Origin of the sequence: Devosia polycyclovorans (assembly GCF_042181575.1) — a bacterium.
In the GTDB taxonomy this organism is placed as follows: Bacteria; Pseudomonadota; Alphaproteobacteria; order Rhizobiales; family Devosiaceae; genus Devosia; species Devosia polycyclovorans.
This window is the reverse complement of record NZ_CP170082.1, coordinates 2,866,429-2,891,354: the sequence shown is the minus strand read 5'-3', so window position 1 is coordinate 2,891,354 and position 24,926 is coordinate 2,866,429. Positions and strand designations below refer to the sequence as shown.

The following is a 24,926-nucleotide window of genomic DNA, read 5'->3' as shown; positions in this document are numbered from 1 at the left end:
GCAGGGAGGCCTCAGAGAACAATAAAGGGAGAGAGCATGTTCAAGAACACATTGTTCCTGTCCGCAGGACTGGCCGCCGTGATTGCCGCAACACCAGCGTTTGCGCAAACCGAAATATCATGGTGGCACGCTATGGATGCCGAACTGGGGCAGCGGTTGGAGGCCATAGCCCAGGGATTTAACGACAGCCAGGATGAGTTTGTCATCGTCCCCAGCTACAAGGGTACCTATCCCGAGACGCTGACTGCCGCCATTGCGGCCTTTCGCGCCAATGAGCAGCCGGCCATTGTACAGGTCTTTGAGGTCGGTACTGGCACGATGATGGCAGCAACAGGCGCCGTCAATCCAGTCTACCAGCTCATGGCCGACAATGGCGAACCTTGGGATCCAAGCGGCTTTCTGGCTCCGGTAACAGGCTATTATTCGGACACTGACGGCAATATCCTATCTATGCCGTTCAATTCCTCCACCCCGATCATGTACTACAACAAGGACGTGTTCGAGGCCGCCGGTCTTGACCCCGAATCCCCACCCAAGACCTGGGCCGAGCTCGAAACGATGAGCCGCCAGATTATGGAGTCGGGTGCAGCACCCTGCGGCTTCACCACCGGATGGGTGAGCTGGGTCCAAACCGAAAACCTGTCCGCCATCCATGACCAGCCATACGGCACGCTGGACAACGGATTTGGGGGTCTGGGCACCGAATTCACCTTCAACGGGCCGGTGCAGGCCAAGCATTGGGGTAACCTCAAGACCTGGGCAGACGAAGGCCTGTTCGCATATGGCGGACCAGTTGGCGGGGGGGATGCTCCACCTAAATTCTACGCGCAGGAATGCGCCATCTACATGAACTCATCGGCTTCGCGCGCCGGAGTCATCAACAACGCCAAAGAGTTCGAAGTCGGCTTCGCACCTCTGCCCTACTATGATGACGAGATCGATGAGCCGAAGAACTCGATCATCGGTGGGGCAACGCTTTGGGTGCTCAACGGCAAGGAAAGTGACGTGTATCGGGGCGTAGCCCAGTTCTTCACTTATCTTTCGAGCCCTGAAGTACAGGCCGAATGGCATCAGGCAACCGGCTACTTGCCGATCACCAATGCTGCCTACGAGTTGGGCAAGGAGCAGGGCTATTACGATGCCAATCCGGGTTCCGAAATCGCCATCGACCAGATTACCCGCGGCACGCCGACGGCGAACTCCAAGGGTATCCGCTTCGGCAATCTGACCCAGGTACGTACCGCAATCGACGAGGAGTTCGAAGCTATGCTCTCGGGCAGCAAGACCGCCCAGGAAGCCCTGGACGCCGCTGTGGAACGCGGCAACCAGATTCTGCGCGATTTCGAAGCTGCCAATAGTTGATCCGCTTCCGGTCATTCCGGCGCAGACGCGCCGGAATGGCCGCACCGGGCTGCCAGGCTGCCCGGTTTTTCCCGGCACGACTGTCTTGAGGCATCCAGTCCATGCAAACAAAGCGGACAATCTTTCCCAACAAGCTGCTGCCCTATGCCCTGCTGGCGCCGCAGCTTGCTGTGACGCTGATATTTTTCATCTGGCCGGCCGCGCAGGCAGTGAAGTCCTCGTTTGAGCGGGAAGACCCCTTTGGTTTCCGGACGACCTTCATCTGGTTTGAGAATTATGCGCGCCTATTTGCCGATCCGGGCTATGTCAATTCCCTAGGCAAGACAGCGATCTTTGCCGTGTCGGTCACCTTGTTCTCCATGACCCTGTCGCTGATCCTGGCAATTGCCGTGAGCCGCGTGATGCGCTCCAATCGTGTCTATACGACCATGCTCGTCTGGCCCTATGCCGTGGCGCCCGTGGTGGTGGGCATCCTGTGGTGGTTCATGTTCAACCCCACGATCGGCATTGCCCCCTATCTGTTGCGAGCCGCTGGCATCAGCTGGAATCATCGCGTTGACGGCACGCAGGCGATGATCCTGGTCGTCATTGCCGCCAGTTGGAAGCAGATATCCTACAATTTCCTGTTCTTCGTGGCCGGCCTTCAGTCGGTTCCGCAAGCGCTCAACGAAGCGGCCGCTATCGACGGCGCGGGTCCTTTCAAAAGGTTCTGGACGATTGTGTTTCCATTGCTCTCGCCGACCACTTTCTTTCTGCTCATCGTCAACATCAATTACGCCATGTTCGACACGTTTGGACTCATTGATGCCACGACCAGTGGCGGACCCAACCAGGCCACTAACATCCTTGTCTACAAGGTTTATGCCGACGGCTTTCTAGGCCTCAATATTGGCTCTTCCGCCGCGCAGTCCGTGGTCTTGATGCTGATCGTGATACTCCTCACAGCCATACAGTTCCGCTACGTCGAGCGGCGCGTGCAGTACTAGGAGGACGGGTTATGGTCGAAAATCGCCCGTGGCTCAGCTTCCTGACCCATCTGGTTCTCATTGTCGGCGTCGTTATTGTCGTCTTCCCGGTCTACCTCGCCTTCGTCGCCTCCACCCATGGCAGCGGCGACTTCATGCGCGGACTGGTGCCCCTGCTGCCGGGACCTCATCTGGTCGAAAACTACAGCCTCATGCTGTCAGAGGGCATTTCCACGGCCGGCGCCCCGCCGCTATCGATCATGCTGATGAACTCCACGATCATCGCCGTCATCATCGCTGTCGGCAAAATCGCCATTTCGCTTTTGTCTGCCTATGCGATCGTATTCTTCAAGTTCCCGTTCCGGCTGTTGGCCTTCTGGATCATTTTCATCACCCTGATGCTGCCTGTGGAAGTTCGCATCATCCCGACCTTTGCCGTCGTAGCCAATCTGGGGCTGCTCAATTCCTATGTAGGTCTGACCTTGCCCCTCATTGCGTCGGCAACGGCAACTTTCCTCTTTCGCCAGTTCTTCCTCACCGTCCCAGACGAACTGATGGAGGCGGCCCGGGTCGATGGGGCGGGGCCGATAAAGTTCTTCCGGGACATCCTCATTCCCTTGAGTCGTACCAATATCGCGGCGCTCTTCGTGATCCTCTTCATCTATGGCTGGGTGCAGTATCTCTGGCCGCTGCTCGTCACTACGGACAGCCGCTACTACACCGTTGTCATGGGCATCAAACGCCTCGCTGCAACCGCCGATGCCGAGCCGCTATGGAACCTGGTCATGGCCTCGGTGATCCTGGCCATGTTGCCCCCGGTTCTTGTCGTCATTTTCATGCAGCGCCTGTTCGTCAAGGGCCTCGTGGATACGGAGAAATAAGTCATGGCAACCATTAACCTGGTCGACCTGAAGAAGAATTACGGCAATGTTCCGGCGGTCAAAGGGGTTGACCTTAGCGTCGCCGATGGCGAGTTGATCGTATTGGTAGGACCTTCAGGCTGCGGCAAATCCACCCTGCTACGCATGGTAGCGGGGCTTGAAACCGTCACATCGGGTCGCATCGAGATTGGCGGCAAGGACGTGGTGAGGGCCGAGCCGGCAGAGCGCGATATTGCCATGGTTTTTCAGAACTACGCGCTCTATCCGCACATGAGTGTTCGCGGCAATCTCGAATATGGCCTTAAAAACCGTGGTACCCCGCGTGCCGAGATCGACCGTCGCGTCCAGGAAGCAGCGAGCATCCTGGAAATTGGACCCCTCCTTGAGCGCAAACCACGCCAACTGTCGGGCGGTCAACGTCAACGCGTTGCCATGGGCCGGGCCATTGTGCGCGAGCCGGCAGCTTTCCTTTTCGACGAGCCCCTATCCAATCTGGATGCCAAGTTGCGCGTCCAGATGCGGGTGGAAATCCGCAAGCTGCAAAGACGGCTCAAGACGACCAGTCTTTACGTCACCCATGACCAGCTCGAAGCCATGACCTTGGCCGATCGGCTGGTCGTGATGAATGCCGGGCTGGTGGAGCAGATCGGTACACCTACCGAGGTTTATGATCGGCCTGCGACCCTTTTCGTTGCTGGTTTCATTGGCTCGCCGCCGATGAACCTGATTGAACTCTCTGCCCTGCAAACGGGTGTTCAGCTCACTGGCCTGCCCAAGCATACGGACATTGTCGGCATTCGCCCTGACGCACTGTTCTTGGCCCCCCAGGAAGGCAGCACATTGACCATGGCTGGCGTGGTCGAATTGCTTGAACCCATTGGCGGGGAAAGTCACCTCCATGTTCGTCTGGACGCATCCGGACAGCCGGTGATCCTGAGTGTCCCCGGCCGCCCCGACATTGCCGAAGCCTCCGCGGTGACCCTCCACGCCCGGCTTTCGGACATCCACCCATTCAACACATCAACCGGGCGCCGGACCGATCTTCCCGACCCGACCCCCTAGAGCGAGCAGTGGCTCTCCTTTGTTGGAAGACGCGTCATGACAAGCAGTGCAGCAATCGGCCCCTCGCGGGATCAAGTGCAGGCCCATCGTGGCACATCGGCGCTCGCGCCCGAGAACACCTTGGCGGCTTTTCGCAAGGCTGCGGAGCAGGGTGCAAAATGGGTCGAACTCGATGTGGCGCTTAGCGCCGACGGTGCGCTGGTCGTCATTCATGACGACACCGTCGACAGAACTACGGCGGGTTCGGGCTCTTTAGGCACCCTTAGTCATGCCGATATCGCTGCGTTGGATGCTGGTAGCTGGTTCGACCCCCAGTTTGCCGCTGAACGGGTTCCGACCCTCAGCCAAACTTTGAGCGCTTTGGGCGAGCTTGGTCTCAACGCCAATGTCGAGATCAAGCAGCACCCTCACCACAGGTCACTTGAGCAGCTGGTGGACGCTGTCCAGACCGCCATCAAGGCGCGCGCCTCCCACACCGAAGTGATGATCTCCAGCTTTGATCCCCAAGCGCTCCGCGCCATGCATCTGCGCCAGCCGGAGCTTGAGATGGCCATTCTTTGGGGGCGTCCGCCTGAAGACTGGGAGGCGCAACTGGCATCGGTTCCGGCCAGTGCAATGCACGTCCACTACAAGGCGCTCAGCATTGGTCTGCTAGAGGAGGCCGGCAAGAGCGGCATCAAGGTTCGAGCATGGACCTGTAACAATCCAACTCAATTGATCTCTTTCTGGGATGCCGGCCTGACAGGTGTGATTACTGACAATCCGGCGCTGTTCCTGAAGTAGCGAAAGGGCGAGATGATCATGCTGTCGGACCGACAACGTGATATACTGACTTTGATCGAAACTGAAGGCGCTCAGTATATCGAGCAGCTTGCCGAGCGCTACGAGCTGACGACCCAGACTATTCGCCGCGACATAAATGCCTTGTGCGATCAGGGCTTTGCCCGCCGCTTTCATGGCGGCGTCGATGTCCCGATCGGCGCCAGCAATATTTCCGTCAATGCCCGCGCCGCACTCAATAGCGGCGCCAAGAGGGCTATCGGACGGCGGGTTGCCGCAGCAATCCCGTCTGGATCGACAGTGTTCATGGGGATAGGCAGCACCGTGCAGTTTGTCGCCCAGGCCATGCGCGATCATGCGGCCCTGCGTGTTGTCACAAACAACATCGACGTAGCGCTAACGCTCAGCGACGCTCCCCAGATCGAAGTGCATATGACTGGCGGGCTTCTACGGCACAATGACCGCGACGTCGTCGGTGCCGATGTCCAGCATTACTTCGACAAATTCTATGCCTCGCACGCAGTGATCGGCGCAGGTGCGCTGGACGCCGCCAAGGGCATACTCGACTTCAGCTATTCAGAGGCGCAGGTGACCATGAAACTGGTTGAGAATTCGCGCCAGCAGTTTCTCGTTGCCGATGTCAGCAAGTGGGCCAGGGACGCGTCTGTGCGTGTAGTGCCGTTTTCGGCGGTGTCTCATTTCTTCACAGACAGGCTACCGGAGCAGGACCAAGTACGGGACGCCCTTGCAGCGGCCGACATATATCTGGAACTCTGCGGGACAGATGCCTGAGTGTCCCGGGCCGGGCTCGCCGTTCAGGAACCGCGCTGAGACGTCGGGCTGACGCCGCGTGCCGGTGGTCTCTCCGACAATCTGTTTTTCGACCGCGACGGACCAGAAGTAGGAATCCTGAGCCAGAGCTTCGGCCAGCGCGTGCTTGAGGCGGAAGTGCTCATCGCCTTCCTGCTGACCATTGAAACGGATGGCGCCAAGATCCCGAACATTGCCGCCGATGCGCCATTTGCAGGCCTTGGCCACCTCGCTCTGGAAGTGCCGAAAGTGAAGGCCCCCATTGCCGTCGGCCCGGAAGGTGCGGGCAATATAGACGGGCTCCCCGCATTCATGGCAGCGATAGAGCGCTTCGCCTTTGGCCCTCGCCGTGGTGATGGCAAGGCGCTGTTCGGCCAATTGGGCCGACTGCATCGGGTCAAGGATACTGTCACTGGGAATGACGAGGTCGCCATAAGGAGATGGGGAGGTCACGGTCTTGATGGTGCGGTTGCACATGGTGGGTGCTTTCTGGTCGGTTTGGACAAGGTTGTGGCGTTCGCGGACCTGACGGCTCCGCGGTGATGATTTCTGGGAAGGGCGGGCGGCGCTTAGTTCAGCAACGGCCGAGACTTGGTCGCCTGGGCGGCGTCGAGCAGCTTGTGCAGCTTGCGAAGGCTCCTGATCTTGCCCGTCACTGTTGCCCTGCGCAGGATCGGCACCAGCCTTGGATCAAGGCCACGCCGTTCTACCTCGCGTGTGGCAATGTCGGCGATCTGCTTGGCGGTCGGAGGATCGAGATGGACCACCTTCACGCGGTCCTTTAGCGGCGCCGCGATCCGGCTGAGGTCGTTGGCCAGGAAGATGAAATTGAGATAGCTCAGGTCAACCGTCATCTACAGGTGACTGTCGCGGTAGACCGCAAGGTACGCGCCCCATTCCTGCCATGCAGGCTGCCATGGCGATTGTCGGTGAGCGGTGGGTCCGGTTGTGGATACTGTCTGCGTAGCTAATTTGCTCAGATGAATGACGTCGTCATAACTGGCCATAGAGACGCTCGATACGTCCTTACCTACGAAAAATAACGCCACCAAGCCATCCGATGGCGAGCGCAAGAAGAACGCTGACAACTCCATAGATCAGTGGCGATCTGGTCGACGCCTGTGCCAGGAATCGCTCGAACCCCACTTTGCGAACGGAAAATCCATCGGTTTTGCGTGCGACCACCTCGCCGTCGCGAAAGATATAAGTTTGCGCAACGTAAGGGCCTGGGCTTGCATGGCTGGGGATGTCCAGCCGAGCTGTGTAGAGCGAATCGGAAAGAAACAGGACTGCGTTTTCACGCAGGCCGTATCTTCCTTCTTCTCTCATCAGCCGGATGAGTTCACCACCATAACGGCGAGCGGCCTTGGTCCCGCCATCTGCTGGGACCAGATAGGCCTCGGGACGCAGATAGAGTTCGAGAAGGCGGTCCTGTGCGGCGATCTGCTCGAGCGGGCGGCTGGACAGGATTTGTAGAAAGCTCGGGACAGAGGAGAAGGAAAACGCTTCGGTGTTGCTCCAAATTCCGAAGATGCGGGCCTTTTCCCAGACGGTCACTGTCTCCAGCGGTCCCGTGACAACGACCGCGACTTCGTAGGGCGATGGGCCTCCATCTCCGCCTTCGATATTGCCAAAGAGCGTCAAAGTCTCTCCTTCAAAGCTCGATGAGATTTCGACGGAGGGGTGAGAAATTGCCGCGACGACCTGCTCGGCGCGAACAGTGGTGGCCAGCATGAGGAACGGAAGCAGGGCCAGGAACGACTTCATGACCATGTCAGTGAGAACAAGCTTGCGGGCGGGATCACAAGCGATACCCCGAAGCGTATTGCAACTGCCAGGATCAGCAGCGCAAGGAGACCGCGCAATTGCTCCCCGCGCAGCCGTTGACCGGCAGATGCGCCAAACTGCGCCCCTATCGTGCCCCCGACCATTAGGCTTAGAGCCAGCATGATATCGACGCTCTGGCTTTGAACCGCGTGCAGGATAGTGGTGACGCCCATCATGGCAACCACCTGTGCCAGCGACGTGCCGATAACGACCGAGCCGGGCACGCGGAGCAGGTAGACCAGTGCCGGCACCATGATGAAACCGCCGCCTATTCCAAGCAATGCGCCCACAAAGCCGATGAACAGGCCGATGACGAGCACTGGAATGACGCTGATGTAGAGACGGCTCTTGCGAAATCGGACCCGCCATGGAAGCCCATGGATCCAATTGTGCTGGCTGGGCTGTCGCTTGCGAAGAATAACACCCTGGCGCTGCTTGAGGAGTGATCGGACAGATTCGGTGAGCATCAGCGTCCCCACCGTGCCAAGCAGCACCAGAAACCCTAGCGCGATGAACAGGTCGAGCTGGCCGGTTTGACTTAAATGGCCGAACACGGCCACGCCAATCATCGCCCCAACGATGCTTGTAGCTACCAGATAGGCGGCCAGATGCAGATCAACCCCGCCGCGCCTATAATGGGTGAGGGCGCCCGAGGTTGAGGCGGCCACGACCTGCCCTGTCACCGAGGCCACGGCAACCGACGTTGGGACTCCAGAAAAGATCAGCAATGGGGTAAGCAGGAATCCCCCGCCCACGCCGAACAAGCCAGACAGAAAACCTACCGCACCGCCCATCCCAGCCAGGAAAAAGATGTTGGCTGAGAGCTCGGCGATGGGCAGATAGATGTTCATGTCAGGGTTCGGACTAAGGCTGCAGTTCGAGCCGCGTTGAGCGGGAAATCGAAGCCGCCTCGATAGTGGATACGGCGTCAGTCGCCAGGGTCCACCAGTAAGTGCCAGGCGCTACTATCCAGGCATGGCGCTCGACATCGAAGAAGCTGAAGGCTCGCGCATCGAGGTCCAACTGGATGCGCCGGCACGCGCCGGGCTCGAGCATGACCTTGCAGAAAGCCTTCAACTCGGCCTTGGGGCGCGCAACCGGGGCGTTCTCCGCCCCGACATAAAGCTGCAGCACTGTGGAGCCTTTGCGTACGCCGGTATTGGTAACGTCCAAGCCAACTGTGACGATGCCCTCTGACTCAAAGCGCTCAGTATTGACCGAGACGCTGCCGTAGCTGAACTCAGTGTAGCTCAGGCCAAAACCGAATGGAAAGAGCGGTTTGATGCCGTGGCGATCGTAATGCCGGTGGCCGGTAAAAACGCCTTCGCGATACTCCACCCGTCCGTCGAGGCCCGGATACACGATCGGATCCTGACTGAAGGCCGGGTTATCCGACCACCGCACCGGAAAGGTCTGGGGCAGCCGCCCGCCGGGCTCGGCCTTGCCCAAAAGCACGTCGGCGATGGCGTTGCCTGCTTCCTGACCGGGATACCACGCCTGGATGACCCCTGCGACCTCGTTGATCCATGGCATCTCAACCGGCCCCCCCGTCTGGAGGACAACGACAACATTGGGATTGGCCCGGGCAACCGCGTTGACGAGATCATTCTGCCTGCCAGGCAATGCGATATCGGGCAGGTCGCTGCCCTCGGTGTCCCACTCGCCATTCCGGCCAATGAAAACCAGCGCCACATCCGCGCTGGCTGCCACCTCTGCAGCTTGAGCTATATGAGCGTCGCCCAGGGGCAAACCGATACCCATGCGGAAGGCAGACACACCCAGGACGGAATGGTCCTTGGTGGCGAATTCAATGGTAATTTCGGCCGGCTTGACGGCTTCGAGCACCACTTCTCCCACGACCTCGTCGCAGCCTTCTTCAAAAAAAGTGCGGCCCTTGGTCCAATTGGTCCAGGCATCGGCGATTAGTTTGCCGTTCACATAGACGCGCGCCAGACCGGCGGAGGCAATCCCCGCAAGGTGGGTCCCGGAATGCTCGGGAACAAAGGTGCCGGTCAACCGCGCAGAAAAGTGGTTTGCAGCGACTTTCCCGCCTGCCACCGATCCAAGCCAGAAGGTTTCGGCGGCCTCCAGCGTCTCACTGTATTCGACAGGGCCGCTGAGCTCGCGATTGGCAAAAAATTCTACCTTGAGCTCGGTTTCAAGGAGCGGTTGGAAGCGACTATTGCTGCAACCCGGCGCATAGCTCAGGGACTCCTCGCCCAGAGCATCGACAAGCCCCTGCCAGGGGCTGATGCGATAATGCGGGTTGAGCTGTGAGGAGCCGCCCCCCATGATCTGCGCCACTTTGGCGTTGGGCCCGATGACGGCAATGCGTTTTCCGGGTGCGATGGGCAAGGCGCCATTGTTCTTGAGCAGCACTGTCCCTTCCGCACCGGCGCGGCGAATCAAGGCGCGATGCTCTGGCCGGTCTTCCGCGCGCTCCTCGAAAGCGCGTTGATCATCGAGTGCGCCAGTCCATTCCATGATAGATAGGATGGCACGAACGCGGGCGCGAATCGTGTCGCGCGAGACTTCGCCTTCTTCAACTGCGACAATGAGCTTCTCGCCGCGATCGCGGGTCGGGCCAGGCATCTCGAGATCAAGGCCGGCATTGACCGTGGGCGCGGTGGAGTGGGAGCCGAACCAGTCCGACATGACGAGGCCCTCAAAGCCCCATTCGCCCCGCAGCACGTCGGTAATCAGCCAATTATGCTCGGAGGCATAGGTGCCGTTGACCTTGTTGTAGGCTGTCATGACCCCCTTGGTCCCAGCCTTTTTCACCGCCCATTCGAAGGGGATGAGATAGACTTCGCGCAACGATCGCTCATCGATTACCGAACTCATCGTGGTGCGCTCGACTTCGGACTCGTTGCCGGCAAAATGCTTGATGGTTGCGGAAATGCCGTTTTCCTGCAGGCCCTTGATATATCCGACTGCCAGTTCGGCGGTGAGCATCGGGTCTTCCGAATAACACTCGAAATTTCGGCCATTGGTGACAGAGCGCTGAATATTGACGGTCGGCGCCAGGAGCATATGCGCATTTTTGGACTTGGTGTCTTCGGCCAGCGCTGCACCAACATCATAAAGAAGAGCCACATTCCAGCTGGCCCCCAGGCTGATGCCAACCGGAAAGGCCGTCGCCTTGACCCCGCCGAGCAGGCCCCCGCCACCGCGAGCTCCGTTGGGCCCGTCCGATACGCGCAGCTTTCCGATGCCAAGGCGCTCAATTGCCGGCAACGACCAGAAGTCTGCACCCGAAAGAAGAGAGACCTGCTCTTCAAGAGTCATGGCGTCAAGCAGGTCGTCCAGGGTTCTCGTTCCAGTCATATCTCTATCCAGTCTTGTTCACTCGGCCTGGGCTAGCGTCATCAGGCGGTCGAAATTGCTCAGCATTTCCACTGAGATTGCAGGGTTCATGACACTCAACTGCCATGCATTGAGGTGGCCCACATAGTTCAGCGTGGAGGCGTCGAGGTCGAAGCCAAAGGCATCAGTGAAGGCCTGCTTTGCGGCAGGCTCCTTGAGAAGTTGCCGGAGAGGCACGCCGACTGACGGGCCATAGTCCGTAGCTCTGTCGTGGCGAGCGCCCTGCACGTGACTGTCCTGAACCCGCTCCCACTGCTTGTCGATAAGCAGGTGCTCATTTCCGATCGGACCTTCTGCCGGAAGGCCGAGGCGATGGAACTGGCTCGCCGGAGCGTGGTTGGCGCGCATGGCCGTAACAAGTTTTTCAGCCATCATGTGCTCGAGCGCAGCATCGTTGAGCGGGGTCGTCTGGTCCGGATCGGTGGCGAGGTCGAAGAGAAGTGTGCCGAAGGCCGCGGGATTTCCCATCGCCCGTCCGGGCAGGCGCAGCACCGGCGCCCCCTTAGTGAAGGGCAACGGCGGATGGAGCGAAGCCTGCGCCAGTTCGGCCGGTGCAAAGCGCCAAGCCATATGGGTTGGCATCAGCGTATATTGCTCAAGAGGTTGGTTGGCGCCCTCGCAGCAGCGCATATACACATAGCGCCCATCCGTCACCGATACATGGCCACCATACACACCGAAGAGTCCAGCATCGCGCACCGGCGTGTCGCTTGCGACCGTGTCACGCAAGGGACGACCCTGCATGTCGGGCGTGAGCGGCAGGCCGAAATAATCGAGCAGCGTCGGGCCAAAATCGACTGTCTGCACCAGGCTCTGTCGTCGCTCCCCGCTTTTGCCGGCCCTTGGATCCCACACGAAAAGGGGTGTGTGGATGTTTTCCTCATACCAGGGCTGGACGTTTTTGCCCCACCAATTGCGCTCGCCAAGCAGGAAACCATGGTCGGTGCACACGATAAGCATGGTGTCGGACCAGAGATCATGCTCGTCCATGGCATCGAGCACGCGCCCAAGCGAATCGTCGCACATGCTCAGAAGCGCCGCATATTCCATGCGGGCATGTTCCACCGCCTCTTCGTTCTCCACCACCACGCGGTAGTCGGGCCAGTCAAAATGCGGGCCGTTGAACTGGTGCGGGAAGCGCGCCTTGTGCTCGTCATAGCTGAAGAAGGGCTCGTGTGGATCGAAGGTCTCGATCTGCAGCATCCAGTTCTTTGCTTTTGCATTGGTGGCGATGAATTCGACACCCGCATCGAAGGTCAGGGTCTGCGGGTGCTTGTCGACACTTTCGAGATGCTTTCGATTGATCCAGTCCTGGCGCCACAAGGTGCCTTGGCGCCAGCTTAGTGTTTGGGGGATGTCCGGGTCCGCAACCTCGCCTTTCCAAGGATCGCCCTCCTGGCCGCGGAAGAACTCGAAGGTTGAAAAGCGGTTGTGATAGGTTGCCCCGCCATCCTCCCAGTAGTGCACATGGTCGGTGACGAGATGGGTATGAACCCCGCTGTTGCGGAGCATCTCGGGCACGGAATCGTCGAACGGCTCCAACGGCCCCCAGGAGCGGTGAAGAAAATTGTAGCGACCCGTATGCATTTCGCGGCGTGCCGGCATGCAGGGCATCGAGCCGCCATAGCAGGTGTCGAAGGTGACGGTCTTTTGTTCGAGACGCTTAAAGTTCGCCAGCTCGGTCCAGGCGCCTCCATAGGCAGGCAGATACTTCCGGTTGAGGCTGTCGAACATTACAACAATGGCTTTCACGAAAAACTCCGATTGACTCAAGCAGCTGGGGCTAGGTGCCGGAAGACTGTCCGGAAGCCGAGATTGCCGGTGGAGGAATTGGGGGTGTTGGCGCTGCGGGCGGCGACACGATAGCGGCGGCAATAGGAATGGTGGCAGAGATAAGAGCCGCCACGCACCACCCGCGCCTGGCCCGTTTCCGGCCCCTGAGGATCGCGTGATTTGGAGGTTCGATAATAGGACGGGTCAAACCAGTCGGCGCACCATTCCCAGACATTGCCGACCATTTGGTAAAGGCCGTAAGCGTTGGGCTCGTAGGTCCGAACAGGTGCTGTTGCGAGCCAGCCATCCGCGGCGCTGTTGTATTGCGGGAACGTGCCCTGCCATACATTGGCGTGGTGTTGACCGTCCTGTTCGAGCTCGTCACCCCAAGGGAAACGTCGCCCTGCCAGTCCGCCACGTGCAGCAAATTCCCATTCTGCCTCGGTGGGCAGGGCACGCTCGCTCCATCCGCAATAGGCCAGGGCGTCACTATGGCTAAGATGCACGGCCGGGTGGTCCGCCATATCGGTCAGGTCTGACTGGGGTCCGAAAGGGTGCCGCCAGCAGGCGCCGCGCACGATCAGCCACCAAGCTGAACCTGCCGTACCAATCACGTCCGACGCTCCAGCCAGGACGGCCGGTGCGAAAACCGAACTATTGCCAAACTTTTCAGCCTCCGTCACATAGCCAGTCTCCGCGACAAAGGTCGCGAATTGCTCGTTGGTCACGCAGGTTCGGTCGATCCGGAAAGGACTGAGTTCCACCTCATGCACGGGGCCCTCACCATCGCCCGGCAGACCCTCATCGAAACTGTCGCCCATTGCAAAATGGCCTCCAGGCAACAGCACGTCGTCATGTTGCATCCTGCCGGTTGGAGCCGGGCGAGGTGCCGCCGGCACATTGTCCGCACCGCGTCTGGGAGCGCAGCAAGTTGAGGCGTCAAATGTCACTGCGAAGCCTCTTGCCGCAGATTGGCGACCCAGGAATATGAGCGATACGGCTCCTTGAGCACGGGGCGCATCACCGTGTCGTAAAACTGGGCGAGGGACTCCTCGCGGCTTACCGAGCTTTGATCGTAGAGCCATTGTACGCGCAGGCCGTCTGCCAGCCCCACCAGCCAGCGCACCAGCGTTTCCACCGTAACGCCAGGCGGCAGCGATTTGACATCCACCATTGGCGCAACGTGATCGATGGTAACCTTCACCACCGTCTCATATCTCTCCTCGAACCACTCATGGGCCGGGTGGGTATCCGGAATGCTCTCGGCGGCGAGCACGGTCATCAGCTGCACGAGCGCTGGCGTGCGGTCATTGTTGCGCAGCGTGTGAAGAAACACGGTCAGCCCATCGAAGCCCTTGGCCCGTTCTGCTTCGGTCTCAATTTCGTTGCGGGCTTCGCGCTCCAGCAGCACCGCCAACAAAAGGGCCGCTTTGGACGGGAAATGATGCAGCATGCCAGCCTGAGTCATGCCAACATCCTTGGCAATGTCAGCAATACTGGCCGAGTTGAAGCCACCCTGGGAGAACATCCGCGTCGCCGACTGTAAAATGGCCTTTCGGGCTGCCTCTCCCCGCGGACTTCGACGGGTTCCCTTGCCATTAGTTTGTTCGCTCATGCTACTCCCCAGACCGGCCACCGCACGCTCCATGGCGGCCCCTTGTAAGGCTGGCTTCGCCAGCAAAATGACAGGCTGCTTTCTGCCCGCTGGCCGTCGCGGCAAGTTCCGGGGACTGTCTATTGCAGATTTCGCGGTCGGAACGGAAGGCCGGACCAATGGGACAGCGCGTCCGGAAGCGGCACCCCGAAGGCGGTCGTGCCGGACTGGGCATGTCCCCAGTCAAGATCACGCGATGCTCGGTCGACTGGTCGGGCTTGGGTTCCGGGGTCGAGCTGAGGAGGGCAACGGTGTAGGGATGCTGAGGATTGCCATAGACCTCTTCAGCCGTGCCGACCTCAACGATCCGCCCCAGATACATCACCGCCACGCGGTCGCTAATGTGCCGCACCACGGAAAGGTCGTGGGCGATAAACAGATAGCCCAGACCAAGTTCGTCGCGCAGTTCCTCAAGAAGACTGATGATCTGCGCCTGGATCGATACGTCCAGCGCCGATACCGGTTCGTCGCAAATCAGGATCTTCGGGTTCGCCGCCAGCGCTCGGGCAATGCCGACACGCTGGCGCTGGCCGCCCGACAATTCGTAGGGATAGCGGGATACATAATCCTCGCTGAGCCCGACGCGGGTGAGCAATGCGACCACGCGGTTGTCCGCTTCAGCGCCGGTCACGCCCACCACTTCCAGCGCCTCAAGGATCGACTGACCGATGGTGCGGCGCGGATTGAGTGAAGCGAACGGGTCCTGAAAGACATATTGAATGGTCTTGGCCACAAGATTTCGGGCGGCCAGATCCATTGAGGTCACGTCTGTTCCCGAAACCTCGATACGGCCTTCGCTGACTTCATTAATGCCCATGATAGTGCGGGAGAGGGTAGATTTTCCGCACCCGGATTCCCCGACGAGGCCAAGCGTCTCGCCGGGAAAGACCTCGAGCGAAATTCCATCCACGGCATAGACCGGTGGTGTCTTGCTGAAAAGACCGCCGCTACTGGCCACATTGGTGCGGACATTGTCGAGGCGTAGTATGGGCGCCGCGCCGCTGGCTTGGCGCCGGTGACGCCCGAATTCATCGGTCGGCCTCGGCTCGACATTGCCGCCGGCCGCGGCTACCCAGCAGGCCGACTCGCGCCGATCTCCCATGGAAGACAGCGGCGGCGTGTCGTTAAAGCACTTGTCGATCGCATGACTGCAGCGCGGGTGGAAGGCGCAGCCCGGGGGCAGGCGAAGGGGCACCGGGGGCGAGCCGGGAATGGCGATCAGGGCTTCATCGCCTTTAGCGTCCAACCGCGGCACGGCCTTGAGCAAGGCTGCCGTATAGGGATGGCGTGGACTGGCAAATACGTCGCGGACCGGGCCCTTCTCCACGACGCGCCCGCCATACATAACGACCAGATCATCGCAGAGCTCAGCCACAACGCCCATGTCATGGGTGATCATGATGATCGAAATACCTAGCTCGAGGCGCAACTGAGCCAGCAGCCGCAGGATTTGTGCCTGGATGGTGACGTCTAGAGCGGTGGTTGGCTCATCAGCGATCAGCAATGTTGGATTGTTGGCCAGTGCGATGGCAATGACCACGCGTTGACGCATGCCGCCCGAGAATTCGTGAGGAAACTGGTCGATGGTCCGTTCCACGTCAGGAATGCCGACCTGCGCCAGCAGCGCTTTTGCCCTTTTCCGGGCCTCTTTAGCGCTCGTCCCGTGAACCAGGAGGGCTTCTGCAATCTGATCGCCCACTCGCATAACGGGGTTGAGCGCGGCTTGAGGGTCTTGGAAGACCATGGCGATCTTCTTGCCGCGAATGGCCTGCATTTCTCGCTCGGGAATGGCCAACAAGTCTTCGCCGTCTAGCAGGACTTGACCTTCCCGGACCTGGCCGGGCGATCTCAGCATGCGCATGACCGATCGCGCGGTGACAGACTTGCCTGAGCCGGACTCCCCTACGATCCCCAGCACACGCCCGGGATAGAGGTCGAAGCTGACATCGGTCACCGCTCTGACCGAAACATTGCCCATGTCGAAAGTGGTGGACAGGTGCTCCACCCTTAGTAGTGGCTGTGTCGCCGGGGCCTGACGTGTCTCGATCATTTGCGGTTGACCGTGCTGTTGAGTGCATCGGCAAGCAGGCTGAATGCCAGCGCCAGAAGCACCAGAATGAGGGTAGGTCCCAGAATGTAGAATGGGGCCATGGTGATGTAACGCATGCCCACATTGAGCAGGATGCCGAGGGAGGGTTCGGGAGGCTGCAGGCCGAGGCCCACGATGCTGAGCGCAGCTTCGGTGAACACGGCAGCGACGACAAAAACGGCGCCCTGTACGATAATGGGGTCGATGGCATTGGGCAGAATGTGCCGCACCATTATCTTCCAATTGCTGACGCCCAGGGTGCGAGCTGCCACCACATATTCGCGATGCTGCTGGCTAAGGAAGGTTGCCCGCGCCAGGCGCCCGAAGCCCGGCAGGCCGCCGATGACTATGGCAACAAGCAGGGCAGTCCATCCTGCGCCAACGACCAACACAACACATATGGCCAAGATCAGACCGGGAAAGCCGACAATGATGTCGAGCGCCCGCTGCACCAGGCTCCCCAGACGCGGCGACAGCGCTCCGGAAAGTCCAAGAAACGTGCCGATGATCATGCTGAGCGGCACGGCCGTTGCTGCAAGGGCCAGATCGGTGCGCAGTCCATAGATGCTACGCACGAAAATGTCGCGCCCTAGTTCGTCTGTGCCGAAGGGGTGCGCCCAAGATGCCGGAAGCAGCGAGTCGCGCGTTTGCATGTCATAGCCGCCTGGAAAGAGTACAGGCGCCAGAAGTGCGAGGGCGGTAAGCAGGATGACCAGGCCAAGGCCGATCTGCCCTTTGGGCATGACAAAGGCCTGCAGGTACCGCGACAGCACGGGGTTGAGGCGCGCTTTCTGACGATTGGGAGGTGCGGTGTCGGTCATGGGTCAGCTCTCAAACCTGATGCGCGGGTCAAGCGCGGCCAGAATGATTTCGGAGAACAGCTGGATGAAGACGGCCAGGATCACGGCGCCCAGGATCAGGACCTGCAGCACCATGTAGTCGCGTGATTGGACGGAATAGACCGCAAGGCTGCCAAGTCCATTGCGGGCAAAGATCGCCTCGATGACGATAGCCCCCGCCAGGAGATCTCCCGCACGTAGGCCCAGGGCCACCACGGCAGTCCCCAGAGAGTTGCGCAGCACATGACGCCAGGTGATACGGCCGGGCGAAACGCCCTTGGCCTTGGCGAGATCGACATAGTCCTCGCCACGTGCCGAGTTCATGGCGGTCTGCAGCAGGCGCGCGACGATGGCCGCTTGCGGCAGCGCTAGCGCCAGCGCCGGCAAGATCAGGAATTGGAGCGCCAGCCAGGGATCTTCAAAAAAGCCCACTTCACCACTTATGGGCAGAATGGGGAAGAAAATGCCGAGAAACAGGATCAGCAGGAGGCCGGTGAGAAACGGTGGGGTCGCAAGGAAAAGGGTCGTCATGATGTCGAGCACGACGCGCGCCCATTTCGAGCGCGGCGAGCCGGCAAGGACGCCAAGAACAAGGCCGATGGCAATCATCAGCAGCATGGCCAGGAATGCCAGTTCCAAAGTGCTTTCGAGCCGGCTGCCGATGACGGTTGTCACCGGACGGCGCATAATGAAGGATTGTCCGAAATCACCGCGGAACATTCCGAACATCCAGTCAAGGTATTGCTGGATCAGGGGCTTGGAAAGCCCCATCTGCTCACGCACTGCCGCCAATTGTTCGGGTGTCGCATCCGATCCCGCGATTGCCAGCGCCGGATCGCCCGGCGCCAGCCTTGGGAGAATGAAGGCGATGGCGGAACTGATTAGCGCCACCACCGCCACCGACGGCAGTTTCCTCAAAAGGAAACTGATCATGGATTACTCCTCGTATGCACCGGCCAGAATGAGGCCACCGCGAACAGACGTTTCAACGCCTTCGAGACCTGCGGCAACGACGATCTGGCCAGGAGCTTGCACCAAGACCGTGCTATAGGCTTCATCCAGCATATATTCCGTCAGAGCCGTTGTAGCCTCGCCCAGCGCCTCGGGCGTGGTCGCGGCCAACATGGCCTCGCGCAGCGCGACATAATCGTCATTCCAGAAGCCGGACGGGTTGCCCTCGCGAAGGGAAGGAAGCGAGCTCAGAAGTGTGGGCGAACTGAAGCCGATTTGGCCATGGAGCAGAAGGAATGCGGCACCCAGATCGCCGGCAACCTGACGTTTGTCAAAATCGGCCACATCGAGCACGACGGCCTCGGGTATCAGGCCCACTTCGCGCAGATTATTCTGCACGATCTCGAATATGCTGCGCTGGGAAGGAATAGCCGGCACGACGATCGGAATGGTGGCGCCTTCAGCTCCGGCCTCGGCGATAAGCCCCTTGGCCTTTTCCGGATCGTAACTGTAGTGGCTCGCGAGTTCATCAGTGTAGCCGGGGGCCGAAGGCGACCAGAAGAGGTCGGTCACCGTGCCAGTGCCCAGGAAAACCTGGTCGTTTATGCGCTCGCGATCGACCGCATAGGCGATGGCCTGACGCACCAGCTTGTTGTCGAGCGGCGCAATGCCGACATTGACGCCAAGCGGATACATGGTGCCGCCTGTCTCGACCACTTCGAACTGCGGGTTGCGGGTGAATTCGAGCGTGTCGCGGGGCGTGAGGCCTGTGGCAATCTGCGTACGGGTGCTGCGCAGAGCGGCAATGGTCGCGGTTGGGTCGGGAATAATGGCGACCTCGATTTCGTCGAACCACGCAGTGTCCTCCACCCGGTAGTCTTCGTAGCGCTTAAGGGTGATTGAGGCGCCCGGAGACCATTCGGCAAAGGTATATGGTCCCGTGCCGATCACCTGCGAGCCGTCCTCGCGCTGGTCGTAGGTGTCCTTGTCGACAATGTACGTCTCTTCAAAAAAGTCGAAGACGTTGCTCAGCGGCCGCTTGAAAACGATGTTCAACGTGTGATCGTCCACCACGTCCATGCTTTCGAATTCGCGGGCGATAAAGCCGACTTGGGATGTGCTTTCGGGAAGGGCCGCTGTCTCAAAAGAGAATTTGACGTCCTCGGCTGTCATCGGCCGTCCGGAATGGAACGTGACGTCGGAACGCAGCGCGATGGTCATCGAAAGTCCGTCTTCCGCCAAGGTCCAAGATTCCGCCAGGACCGGTTGTGGCTGAAAAGTTGCCGGATCGATACGTGTCAGAGTTTCGAACACATTGCGGATCCAGGGCGTGTTGCCTGCGCGCAGAGCCAGCAAGGCGACAGGCTGGGCGTCGGCAACCTGCGAAATGGTCAGAATGCCGCCATGCTCCTGAGCCTGGGCAAGTGTGGTTCCTGACAGTAGCGTCGCGGCAATTGCCATTGAAGCCAAGGATGCACGGAATGATCCGCCTGTGCGGAGCACGTTGAACTTCATGATTGATCTCCTCCATGGCACCTTGTCCTCCACGACAGGGAGCCGAGCAGATATATAACAAACAAACCGAGTGCTCGCTAGGTTTAATTTTTCCGACAGCGTTTCCTTGTTTTTGTCCCTGTCGTGCGCACCCTGGTTAAACCACTCATCTTAACCGGCGGGCCTCGCTTTCCAGGTCAGTTCCGGGACTCCCTGCTGGCCAACAGGGGATGGACAATTTCGCTCACTTCCGCTTGGTCTACAGTGACACTCCACCTGTGCCATTATCGACTTTCTCTAGCTTGCTGGCCCGACCAGGGGGTGTGCTGAACCTAGTCAGGAGAAAGGGTTTGGCGGTGGCCCAGACCTAGCTGGCAAGCAAGAAGGACAACTCCATGAGCTTCATCGGCCAGGAGCGCACCGGCAAATGGGCTCTCGAATTTCACCACGCCCCAGATGGCTGCTTCCGCCAAGCCACAACCAAGAGGGTCCGGACTGTTGCCGGCCCCGCTGGAGGCGCTGCCGAGGAGCCGTGGGGCAGGGGGTCCATAACCTGCCGATCGCCGATGCGCCCCGTTCCGGTCATTCCTTGGCCAGAGGCTCTTTCTGGAAAGCGGACGCGAACCATAGCGTTTTGGAGCGGAAGCCGACGGGAAACTAAGTTCGGCGATGCGTGCTTTCCCGGACAATCAATTCAGGGTCAATGAGCGTGACCCTGGGTTCGGGCAGAGCGTCTTTGGAGCCTATGAGTTCGATCAGGCGCGCCACTGCAAGGTCAGTCACCAGCTTTATCTCATAGTTGACACTGGTCAGGGGAGTGGCCGCGTGTTCAGCGAATTCGATGTTATCGAAGCCCACGATGGCCACATCTTCGGGCACCTGCATCCCGTTCTTCTGCGTCCAGCGTAGGGCCCCAATGGCCAGAGAATCATTGGCCGCGAAGACGGCGGAGGGGCGGTCTTTCTGGCGCATGAGTTTGTCCATCGCCCAATAGCCGCGAATGACCGAGTGCCCCTGAGGATCGGCCGACAATGCAGGGTCGAGCCCTATGCCAGCTTCTGTCATCGCGGAGACATATCCATCACGCTTTTCATGATTGCCCAGGAGATTGGCGCTGTCGATGATGCCAATCCGCTTGTGCCCGATATCGATCAGGTGGCGGACCGCCCGATAGGCGCCGCGCCGCTCGTCGATCGAGACTGCATCGACCCCGGCATCGGGGTCGGCCACCAGCAGCACCACCGGATAATTGGCGCGACGCAATTGCCGGATATGATCGAGCTCCCGGTGGCTGCGCGGGTAAATCAGCATGCCATCCACCTGGCGCGACTGGAACATGGCGATGACCCGCTTTTCTTCGTCCAGATCATTGTTGGACGTGGCAAACAAGGTGGAATAGCCCAGCTCGGCCAAGGCCAGCTCGATGGACTGGGCGGCCTGGGTCAAGGCCGGGTTGGTGATGTCGGTCAACACCAGCCCGATTGTCTTGGTCTCGCGGCTGACCAAGGACTTGGCCACCTGATTGGGCATGTAGTTGAGGGCACGCGCCGCGTCGCGGATGCGCATGGCGGTGTCCTCGGGAATGCGGGGGCTGCCGCGCAAGGCCAGACTGACCGTGTTCACAGAGAAACCGGTCTTGTCGGCAACATCCTTCAGTCGAACAATCGGCCTGCCCAAGCTGTGCCACCCCCCAACTTTCGGTTTGATTGAATGGATTACGCGCGCTCTTGGTGCAAGCGGCGAATGGCCTGTAATTGCAGGCAGTCCTGCGCCATTTCCATCAATTCGATCCGGTTCCCGTCCGGGTCCTCGATCCAGGCTTGGCGGTTGCCATCAAGGCCCGGCTTAATCTCGGAGGTCAGGGCAATGCCGGCCGCCTTGATCCGCTCGGTCGTACCGTCCAGATCTTCAATCGTGAAGCACATATGGTTCACGCCGTTGGCGTCCCAGCCAGGGGCGCGGTCATTCTCGGCGCCGGGAAAAATTTCAAGATATTGATCATCGGTGATCCGCAGGTAGACCAGCCAGGTCTCGCCATTGTCATGCTTAAGGCGCAACATTTCCGGAAAGCCGAGGCGGTCGCGATAAAAGTCCAGCGACCGGTCCAGATCGGTGACCTTGATCGCTACGTGGCCAATGCCGACAACACCAAGCATAATATCCTCCTGACCCTTCAGGCCGTTGTAAACAAGGTCAGTCTCACTGACGTTGTATGATCGTTAATACGTTGCGTCATGGCAGTTTGAATTTAGCGTGTCAACGTGCTGAGGCTAGTCCCAGTCTGGCCCCCAGTCGGGTGCGATGGCCCTCAGGTTGCGATCCCGAGTCTCGATCAGCGCGATGTCTTCAGGTGACAATTTGAGGTGCTGGGCCGCGAAATTGGAGGCAATTCGTTCGCGCTTTCCGGAGGTGGGGATGGCCGCATAGCCCTTGGCCAGTTCAAATGCGAGGGCGAGCTGCTCGGGGCTGGCATCATAACGGCTCGCCATGTCGACCAGCACGGGATCATCGCCCAGTCGTCCATGTGCGATCGGTTGATAGCATGTCACCATAATGCCGTGATCGGCACAGTACTGCGCCAGTTTTTTGTTCTGAATGAATGGGTTGAGTTCGACCTGATTGGTTGCAATGCGTCCTTCTCCGGCAATCGAACGGGCCTGATCAAGCAGGGCGATGGTAAAGTTCGAGACTCCAATATACTTGGTCAGTCCGCGATCCTGCGCCTCCAGGAGGGGTTCGAGATAGGCCGCCAGCGGCTGGGCGCCATTGGGGGAGGGCCAGTGCAATAGGGTTAGATCCACCTGATCGACTTCGAGGTGAGACAGGCTGGTTTCCAGTGATGGAATCAGCCGGCCTTCGGCATAATTGTCCGTCGAGATCTTGGTGGTGAGGAAGATTTCGGCACGCGACAGGCCAGACTGCCCGAGCGCTGTTCCTACTTCGGTTTCGGTGTCATAGGTCTGGGCGGTGTCCAGATGGCGGTAGCCTGTTTCCAGTGCGCACAGGATGGCTTCAATGCCTTCGACCTTCCAGCGCCCATAGGTGCCAAAACCGAGGCGCGGCATAACTTCTTGAAGTTTCAAAATTAATTCCTCCCTAAGCGCATGACTCTCGTTGTCTTCAGGTGCGCGCTTGCTGCATTTTTCCACTTGGCCAGTTGACGTTCAGCGAACTATGCCCTTAGATTAACGCTAATACAACACCCGGAAAAGAACTCTGCACACAAGGGCGACCGGGTTAATGGGAGGAGTTTCATGCGCTGGAGTCGCATTGCGCCCCAACTTGCCCTGACGCCGGCCCTGGCAATCACAGCCGTGGCCTTTGTCGGGTCAATTGGCTGGACCATTTATCTGTCCTTCACGCGTAGCCGCCGTCTGCCCGAATACGGCATCGACTGGTCGGAATGGGGGCGTCAGTATGACCGTCTGTTCCGCGATGCCGGGTGGGAAATTTCGCTCCGTAACCTGATCGTGCTCGGTCTGGGCAGTGCGCTGGCCATTGTCTTCGGCTTCATTCTCGCGGCGATGATCGACAAGGAAAAGCGCGGCGAAAGTTTCTTTCGTACGGTCTTTCTTTATCCGCTGGCCGTCTCGCTGATCGTTACCGGCGCCGCCTGGCGTTGGATCCTCAATCCGACGCTGGGCGCGCAGAGCTTCCTGCGCAGCCTCGGTTGGGACGTGGATTTTAACTGGCTCGCCCAGGGCGATACGGCGATGTATGCCATCATTCTCGCCTCAGTCTGGCAGAGCGCCGGCTTCTACATGGCGCTCATGCTGGCTGGCCTTAAAGGCATTAATACCGAGATATGGAGCGCTGCAAAGCTCGACGGCGTACCCCTCTGGCGGGTCTATGTCGAGATCATCATTCCGATGATGAAGTTCACCTTCATCACCTGCGCCATTCTGCTCTCGCTCGGCGTCATCAAGGCCTATGACGTGGTCGTTGCCATGACCAATGGCGGTCCGGGACAGAGCACCTGGGTGCCGGCCTATTTCACCATCAATGCCCTCTCGGCCAAGTCCAATCTCGGCTACGCCTCGGCCGCAGCGGTGATGATGCTGGTGATCACTCTGGTCGTCTTCATTCCTTTGGTTGCCCTTACCGTGTGGCAACAGCGCAAGCGGGAGGCCGCCCGATGAGCCAGGTTTCCGTTTCCGAACGTGCGGCAGTCGCCGGCGAAGTGCCGGTGACCCGGGCGCCCTATTTCGTACGCAAGAAAAAGGGTATCACCCCGCGCTCCATCGCGGTGCTGGTCTTCCTGACCATCTGTGCCCTGTTCTTCTGTGTGCCGCTCTATGTGGTGGTAGTCACCTCGTTCAAGACCATGGACCAGATCCGTGAAGGCGCGATCTTCACCCTGCCCCATATCTGGACGCTGGAAGCCTGGGACCACGCCTGGAACCATGCCTGTTCGGGCATCAAATGCGACGGTCTCAAGGTAGGCTTCTGGAACTCGGTTTCGATCCTGTTTCCATCGCTGATCCTGTCGATTTCGCTGGCCATGGTCACTGGCTTTGCCCTGGCCTTGTGGAATGTGCGCTGGGCAGGCGGCTTCCTGTTCCTGCTGTTCATCTGCGCCTTCGTGCCGTTCCAGATCATCATGTATCCGCTGATCGTGATGACCACGACGACCAAGATCTACGGCACGCTCTGGGCCGTGGCGGTGATCCATGCGGTGCTGGCCATGCCGGTGCTGACCCTGATCTTCCGCAATTACTACAAGGATATCCCGACCGAGATCATGTCGGCGGCGATGATGGACTCGGGCTCGTTCTGGCGCATCTTCTTCGAGATCATCGTGCCCATGAGCGGCAATATCCTGATCGTCGTGTTGATCCTGCAGATTACCTCGATCTGGAATGACTATCTGATCGGCGTGACGTTTGGCGGCCTCACCGGCCAGCCGATGACGGTCAACCTCGCCAATCTGATCACCATCTCCACGGGCACCACCAACTATGCCCACAACATGGCTGCAGCCCTGCTCACGGCCATTCCACCCCTCGTCGTCTATTTCCTTGTCGGCAAGCTCTTCGTTCAGGGCGTGACTGCCGGCGCCATCAAGGGTTAGTG

At 59.5% G+C, this 24,926-nt stretch carries 23 protein-coding genes; 8 read left to right on the top strand and 15 right to left on the bottom strand.

The genetic code is table 11. The features are described from left to right. The first annotated feature begins 36 nt into the window (after nt 1-36). From ugpB to ACE4RL_RS14535, 6 genes are all read left to right on the top strand, one after another. Nucleotides 37-1,362, top strand: coding sequence for a sn-glycerol-3-phosphate ABC transporter substrate-binding protein UgpB (ugpB, locus tag ACE4RL_RS14560; protein WP_375597827.1), 1,326 nt, complete (start codon nt 37-39; stop codon nt 1,360-1,362). Nucleotides 1,363-1,463: 101 nt separating this feature from the next. After that, on the top strand, nt 1,464-2,348 hold the full coding sequence (gene ugpA, locus ACE4RL_RS14555; RefSeq protein WP_375597826.1) for a sn-glycerol-3-phosphate ABC transporter permease UgpA: 885 nt from the start codon (nt 1,464-1,466) through the stop codon (nt 2,346-2,348). A gap of 11 nt (nt 2,349-2,359) precedes the next feature. Further along, nucleotides 2,360-3,208 carry a sn-glycerol-3-phosphate ABC transporter permease UgpE gene (gene ugpE, locus ACE4RL_RS14550; protein ID WP_375597825.1) on the top strand — a complete coding sequence of 283 codons (849 nt, stop codon included), beginning with the start codon at nt 2,360-2,362 and terminating at the stop codon, nt 3,206-3,208. A gap of 3 nt (nt 3,209-3,211) precedes the next feature. Next, complete coding sequence (locus tag ACE4RL_RS14545; protein WP_375597824.1) at nt 3,212-4,270, top strand: sn-glycerol-3-phosphate import ATP-binding protein UgpC; 1,059 nt, start codon at nt 3,212-3,214, stop codon at nt 4,268-4,270. A 36-nt stretch (nt 4,271-4,306) separates the two neighbouring features. Then, nucleotides 4,307-5,053: a glycerophosphoryl diester phosphodiesterase gene (locus ACE4RL_RS14540; protein ID WP_375597823.1), complete on the top strand. Its 747-nt coding sequence runs from the start codon at nt 4,307-4,309 to the stop codon at nt 5,051-5,053. 18 nt (nt 5,054-5,071) lie between these two features. Continuing rightward, nucleotides 5,072-5,842, top strand: coding sequence for a DeoR/GlpR family DNA-binding transcription regulator (locus ACE4RL_RS14535; RefSeq protein WP_375597822.1), 771 nt, complete (start codon nt 5,072-5,074; stop codon nt 5,840-5,842). Here the strand turns inward: ACE4RL_RS14535 and ACE4RL_RS14530 are convergent. The 15 genes from ACE4RL_RS14530 to ACE4RL_RS14460 all read right to left on the bottom strand — a co-directional run bounded on the left by ACE4RL_RS14530 (nt 5,765) and on the right by ACE4RL_RS14460 (nt 22,936). Continuing rightward, nucleotides 5,765-6,337, bottom strand: a complete 573-nt coding sequence (locus ACE4RL_RS14530) for a hypothetical protein (protein WP_375597821.1) — start codon at nt 6,335-6,337, stop codon at nt 5,765-5,767. The two genes, ACE4RL_RS14535 and ACE4RL_RS14530, sit on opposite strands and share 78 nt — an antisense overlap. Before the next feature lie 92 nt (nt 6,338-6,429). Continuing rightward, complete coding sequence (locus tag ACE4RL_RS14525) at nt 6,430-6,714, bottom strand: hypothetical protein (protein ID WP_375597820.1); 285 nt, start codon at nt 6,712-6,714, stop codon at nt 6,430-6,432. Nucleotides 6,715-6,886: 172 nt separating this feature from the next. After that, a complete protein-coding gene (locus tag ACE4RL_RS14520; protein WP_375597819.1) occupies nt 6,887-7,627 on the bottom strand; it encodes a TIGR02186 family protein in 741 nt (246 codons plus the stop codon). Beyond that, nucleotides 7,624-8,538, bottom strand: coding sequence for a sulfite exporter TauE/SafE family protein (locus ACE4RL_RS14515; RefSeq protein ID WP_350181886.1), 915 nt, complete (start codon nt 8,536-8,538; stop codon nt 7,624-7,626). The genes ACE4RL_RS14520 and ACE4RL_RS14515 overlap by 4 nt, the downstream gene beginning before the upstream one ends. A gap of 13 nt (nt 8,539-8,551) precedes the next feature. Next, nucleotides 8,552-11,014, bottom strand: a complete 2,463-nt coding sequence (locus tag ACE4RL_RS14510) for a glycoside hydrolase family 3 C-terminal domain-containing protein (protein ID WP_375597818.1) — start codon at nt 11,012-11,014, stop codon at nt 8,552-8,554. A gap of 18 nt (nt 11,015-11,032) precedes the next feature. Then, nucleotides 11,033-12,805 (bottom strand): sulfatase, encoded by a 1,773-nt coding sequence (locus ACE4RL_RS14505; RefSeq protein ID WP_375597817.1) that lies wholly within the window; start codon nt 12,803-12,805, stop codon nt 11,033-11,035. A 17-nt stretch (nt 12,806-12,822) separates the two neighbouring features. Then, a complete protein-coding gene (locus tag ACE4RL_RS14500) occupies nt 12,823-13,689 on the bottom strand; it encodes a formylglycine-generating enzyme family protein (RefSeq protein WP_375597816.1) in 867 nt (288 codons plus the stop codon). A gap of 83 nt (nt 13,690-13,772) precedes the next feature. Next, nucleotides 13,773-14,441: a TetR/AcrR family transcriptional regulator gene (locus ACE4RL_RS14495; protein WP_116587868.1), complete on the bottom strand. Its 669-nt coding sequence runs from the start codon at nt 14,439-14,441 to the stop codon at nt 13,773-13,775. Nucleotide 14,442: 1 nt separating this feature from the next. After that, nucleotides 14,443-16,530, bottom strand: a complete 2,088-nt coding sequence (locus ACE4RL_RS14490; protein ID WP_375597815.1) for a dipeptide ABC transporter ATP-binding protein — start codon at nt 16,528-16,530, stop codon at nt 14,443-14,445. Beyond that, a complete protein-coding gene (locus tag ACE4RL_RS14485) occupies nt 16,527-17,390 on the bottom strand; it encodes an ABC transporter permease (RefSeq protein ID WP_116587866.1) in 864 nt (287 codons plus the stop codon). Before ACE4RL_RS14485 ends, ACE4RL_RS14490 begins: the two co-directional genes overlap by 4 nt. 3 nt (nt 17,391-17,393) lie before the next feature. Next, nucleotides 17,394-18,341 carry an ABC transporter permease gene (locus ACE4RL_RS14480; RefSeq protein WP_375597814.1) on the bottom strand — a complete coding sequence of 316 codons (948 nt, stop codon included), beginning with the start codon at nt 18,339-18,341 and terminating at the stop codon, nt 17,394-17,396. A gap of 3 nt (nt 18,342-18,344) precedes the next feature. After that, nucleotides 18,345-19,874, bottom strand: coding sequence for an ABC transporter substrate-binding protein (locus tag ACE4RL_RS14475; RefSeq protein ID WP_116587864.1), 1,530 nt, complete (start codon nt 19,872-19,874; stop codon nt 18,345-18,347). Nucleotides 19,875-20,510: 636 nt separating this feature from the next. Then, nucleotides 20,511-21,530: a LacI family DNA-binding transcriptional regulator gene (locus tag ACE4RL_RS14470; protein ID WP_375597813.1), complete on the bottom strand. Its 1,020-nt coding sequence runs from the start codon at nt 21,528-21,530 to the stop codon at nt 20,511-20,513. Nucleotides 21,531-21,568: 38 nt separating this feature from the next. After that, nucleotides 21,569-22,009 carry a VOC family protein gene (locus ACE4RL_RS14465; RefSeq protein WP_375597812.1) on the bottom strand — a complete coding sequence of 147 codons (441 nt, stop codon included), beginning with the start codon at nt 22,007-22,009 and terminating at the stop codon, nt 21,569-21,571. A 114-nt stretch (nt 22,010-22,123) separates the two neighbouring features. Further along, nucleotides 22,124-22,936: an aldo/keto reductase gene (locus tag ACE4RL_RS14460; protein WP_375597811.1), complete on the bottom strand. Its 813-nt coding sequence runs from the start codon at nt 22,934-22,936 to the stop codon at nt 22,124-22,126. A gap of 171 nt (nt 22,937-23,107) precedes the next feature. Between ACE4RL_RS14460 and ACE4RL_RS14455 the strand changes: the two genes are divergently transcribed. Beyond that, nucleotides 23,108-23,992: a carbohydrate ABC transporter permease gene (locus ACE4RL_RS14455; protein WP_375597810.1), complete on the top strand. Its 885-nt coding sequence runs from the start codon at nt 23,108-23,110 to the stop codon at nt 23,990-23,992. After that, nucleotides 23,989-24,924, top strand: coding sequence for a carbohydrate ABC transporter permease (locus tag ACE4RL_RS14450; RefSeq protein WP_375597809.1), 936 nt, complete (start codon nt 23,989-23,991; stop codon nt 24,922-24,924). Before ACE4RL_RS14455 ends, ACE4RL_RS14450 begins: the two co-directional genes overlap by 4 nt. The last annotated feature ends 2 nt before the right edge of the window (nt 24,925-24,926 follow it).